At 61.0% G+C, this 4,177-nt stretch carries 3 protein-coding genes and 1 pseudogene; all 4 read left to right on the plus strand.

What is annotated here, in order from left to right; genetic code table 11:
- A partial coding sequence (locus I8J29_RS33125) for an oligopeptide/dipeptide ABC transporter ATP-binding protein (RefSeq protein WP_338113335.1) occupies positions 1-269 on the plus strand: 269 nt, incomplete at its 5' end.
- 769 nt (positions 270-1,038) lie between these two features.
- Positions 1,039-2,814 (plus strand): peptide-binding protein, encoded by a 1,776-nt coding sequence (locus I8J29_RS33130; protein WP_208851523.1) that lies wholly within the window; start codon positions 1,039-1,041, stop codon positions 2,812-2,814.
- Between the two features lie 100 nt (positions 2,815-2,914).
- Positions 2,915-3,886 carry an ABC transporter permease gene (locus tag I8J29_RS33135; protein ID WP_208851524.1) on the plus strand — a complete coding sequence of 324 codons (972 nt, stop codon included), beginning with the start codon at positions 2,915-2,917 and terminating at the stop codon, positions 3,884-3,886.
- Positions 3,883-4,177: pseudogene (locus I8J29_RS33140) on the plus strand (ABC transporter permease); the annotation flags it as partial. The gene I8J29_RS33135 and the pseudogene I8J29_RS33140, both read left to right, overlap by 4 nt.

Consider the following 4,177-nt stretch of genomic DNA (forward strand, 5'->3'; position numbering starts at 1 on the left):
AGGTGGCGCCGGCGGACGAGCTGTTCGCGCGGCCGGCGCATCCGTACACGCAGGCGCTCATGTCGGCGATTCCGCAGCCGTCGCCGGGACGCCAACGGGACCGGGTGGCGCTGCAGGGCGAGGTGCCGTCGCCGGTCAATCCGCCGTCCGGCTGCCGGTTCCACCCGCGCTGTCCGTTCGCGCAGGCGCGCTGCCAGGCGGAGGAGCCGCTGGCCCGGCCGGTCGGACTCGACCGCGAGGTCGCCTGCCATTTTCCGCTGATCTCCTAGACTTAGAGAATAGGCCGACCGGCTTAAGCCGGTCGGCTATTTATGTTGGTCCGGAAGAGGGCGAAGCCTGTCGTACGATCGTTCGCGAGCGGCCCGATCCAGGTATGCGGCTTGCCGGATTGTTCGCGATTTGCCTGCCGTTGACCGCCGGTAAAGTTTAAATATATAAATTTCTTGACGCTATCCGTCGGACGAATATATAATTTTCTCAGATTTGAATGTTTTTGTAAGCGGCTTGGGAAGACATTCGAATTCGGGACCGACCCGGGACGCATGTGCCGGGAAGAAAGAACGATTTTTTCAGCCGCTTGCGGAAGCGCTTCCGCAAGCGGCGGGGACTCCGCCAATCGCGTCCGGACAACCGTCTCGATTGCCGGCGGACTGCAGCCGCCGCCCATGCCGATCGTCGCGTTTCGCTTACTCCGCATCTTGTTATTCGGAACGTACCGGCCGTCCGGCCGCCGCGTTTCGCGCTTCGGATTTACCCGCATCCGGGACGATTCGCCCAGGAGCGGGAAGGAACGCTCCATCCAACGCCTGCCGTTTTTCAAATCGCAGGACGTCGCGCGCGACGCGGCGAAGATTGTAACGAGGTTTTTTTGAAACCGCTTTCTAAAAGGGGTGAAGCCCAGCCGCGCTTATACGCTAGCGTATGACCGGCACGGGCGATTGTCAACCGTGACCCGGCGGAAGCCGAATGACAGGTATTCGTTTTGTCCGGGGCACGGGGCCGAGAGGACAACAAAAAAAGCGACGGGGACGTGTGAAGATGAGCAAAACGAAACGATTAACGGTCTTGTTATCGATCATGGCGCTGGCCGGCTCCATGGCTGCGGGCTGCAGCAACAATTCCAATTCCGGTACGAACAACACGGACGCGCCGGCGGCGAACAACGGGCAGAACGCGAATCAGCCGGCGAACGAGGCGCCCGCGAACTCGGGCACGGACGCGGCGACGACGCCTTCGGCGGACGCGCCGGTGGACGGCGGCACGCTGACGGTCGGCACGTTCTCGGATATTAATTCCGTCAATCCGATCTACATCGCGGATACCGCTTCCGGCGACCTTGCCACCTTCCTCAACGCGAATCTGTACGACGTCGACCGGTCCAACAATTTGGTCGTCGAGCCCTGGTCCCTCGCGGCCGAGCTGCCGACGATCAGCGCGGATGGCCTGACCTACACGGTCAAGCTGAAGCCGGAAGCGAAGTGGAGCGACGGTCAGCCGGTGACGGCCGACGACGTCAAATTCACGTACGATACGATCAAGAATCCGGATGCGGGTTCGCCGGGCATCAGCATGGTCGACAAGGTCGACACGATCACGAAGATCGACGACCATACCGTCGAATTCAAGCTCAAGCAAGTGTACGCGCCGTTCCTCTACTCGCTGAACGCGTCGGTCGCGCCATACCACATTCTGAAGGACGTGCCTCCGACGGAGCTGGAGAAGAATCCGTACGGCATCGACCCGGCCAAGACGGTGACGAACGGGCCGTGGACGTGGACGAAATGGGAGCAAGGCCAGTATTTGACGATGGACGCGAATCCGGACTATTGGGGCAGCGTGAAGCCGCATATCAAGACGGTTACGTTCAAAATCTACGCCGATCAGAACACGCAGACGCAAGCGCTGCTGAAGGGCGACATCGATCTCGTCTCGTCCGTGCCGCTGACGATTCTGGACACGGTCAAGGCGAAGGACAACCTCAACGTCGTGTCGGAGCCGGGGCCATCGTACGAATTCATCCAATTCAACTTTAAAGCGGACAACTTCCCGGACAAGTACGTCCTGTTCCAAAGCCAGAAGACGCGTCAGGCGATCGCGACGGCGGTCAACCGCCAGGGCATGGTCGACAACATCCTGAAAGGCACGGGCACGCTGCTGAACGCGCCGTTCCTGCCGACCTCGTGGGCGTATGACGCGAACGCCGCGGTCAATTATACCTACGATACGGAGCAAGCGAAGAAGCTGCTCGCGGAAGACGGCTGGAAGCCGGGCAAGGACGGCATCCTCGAGAAGGACGGCCATCGCTTCTCGTTCGATCTGCAGTACAACGCCGGCAACGCGCGCCGCGAGCAAGTCGCCGCCGTCGTGCAGCAGAACCTGAAGGACGTCGGCATCGAGGTCGTGCCGAAGGCGATCGAGTTCTCGGCTTGGATCGATCAGAACGTCACGCCGGGCAAATACGAGGCCATTCTCCTCGGCTGGTCGCTCAGCAACCCGGATCCGGACGGCGAAAGCATCTTCTCGTCCAAGTACTTCCCGCCTGCCGGCCAAAATTCCGGCTGGTACAAGAACACGAAGCTCGACGAGCTGTGGGTGAAGGGCTACTCGACCGTCGACCAGAACGAGCGCAAAGCGGCCTACGCCGAAGTCGCCAAAGAAATCTCGACCGACCTGCCGTACGTCTTCCTCTACCAATACGGCGCGCCGGAAGCATTCGATAAGAACAAGGTCAAATTCGCCGACGCCGACAAGCCGGAAGCGACGCTCAGCTACGGATATTTCTACCACGTCATCAACTGGTGGACCGCGAAATAACGCGGATCGCCCGTCTTCTACAACTTGAGAACGGCAAAACGAGGATTGAAGGGAAGGTCCATTCGGTCCTTCTCTTCTTTCTTGAAAAGGAGGTCATGACGTGACGGAATACTTCATAAGGCGCGTGCTGCAATCGCTGCTCGTGCTGCTGCTCATCGCGATCTTGAGCTTTTTGCTCATTCATGCGGCTCCGGGCGGCCCGAAGACGATCTATTTGTCGCCGGGCCTGTCCACGGAAGCGGCGGCGATCCAGGCGCATAATCTCGGACTCGACCGTCCGCTGCCGATGCAGTTCGTCAGCTGGCTGGGCAATCTGCTGAAGGGCGACCTCGGCTTTACGTTCAAGAACCATCTTCCCGTGGGCAAGATCGTCTGGCCGACGATCGGCCATACGATGATTCTGATGGGCACGGCGTGGGTGCTGTCGCTCTTGATCGCCATTCCGTGGGGGATCTACAACAGCACGGTGGAATACAGCTTGTCCGACCAGACGGCGTCGTTCATCGCCTACATCGGGTTCGCGATGCCGACCTTTTGGTTCGGGATCATCCTGCAGGAGCTGTTCTCGCTCAAGTGGGATCTCCTGCCGCTGTCCGATATGTATACGATGGGCAAGGAGGGCAATCTGCCCAACCTGCTGCTGCATCTCGTGCTGCCGGTCAGCGTGCTGACGCTCGGCTTCCTCGCGGGGTATTCCAAGTACGCGCGCGCCAGCATGCTGGAAGTGCTCGATCGGGATTACATCCGGACGGCGCGGGCGAAAGGGCTGCCGGAGCGGAAAGTCATCTTCCGGCACGGGCTGCGCAACGCGCTCATTCCGATCGTGACGCTGCTCGGCCTCGATCTGCCGATTCTGGTCGCGGGGGCGGCGCTGACGGAGAGCGTGTTCAATTGGCCGGGGATGGGCCGGCTGTTCGTGCAGATGGCCGTCGCCCGGGAATATTCCGTGCTGATGGCGATCACGCTGATTACCGCGGTGTTCGTCATCATCGGCAACTTGCTGGCGGACATCCTATACGCGCTGGTCGATCCGCGCGTCCGGCTGGACCGGAAAGGAGGCGCGTCGGCATGAGCGAGGCAAGCGTAACCTTAAGCGACGGGCCGGGCATTCCGAAGCCGGGGCGGCCGGTCAGCGCATGGCGCACGGGCTGGAAGAAGTTTTCGGCGAACCGCTTCGCGCTGGCGGGCCTATGCGTGCTCGTCTTCTTCCTGCTTATCGCCTTCGCGGCGCCGCTGATCGCGCCGTTCAGCCCGTCGAAGATCGATATGATGGTCCCGAACCTGCCCGCGGGCACGGACCATCATGTGCTCGGCACGGACGACCTCGGGCGCGATATCTTCTCGCGTCTCGTCTACAGCAGCC

The sequence above is a fragment of the Paenibacillus artemisiicola genome (assembly GCF_017652985.1).
GTDB classification, from domain to species: domain Bacteria; phylum Bacillota; class Bacilli; order Paenibacillales; family Paenibacillaceae; genus Paenibacillus_Z; species Paenibacillus_Z artemisiicola.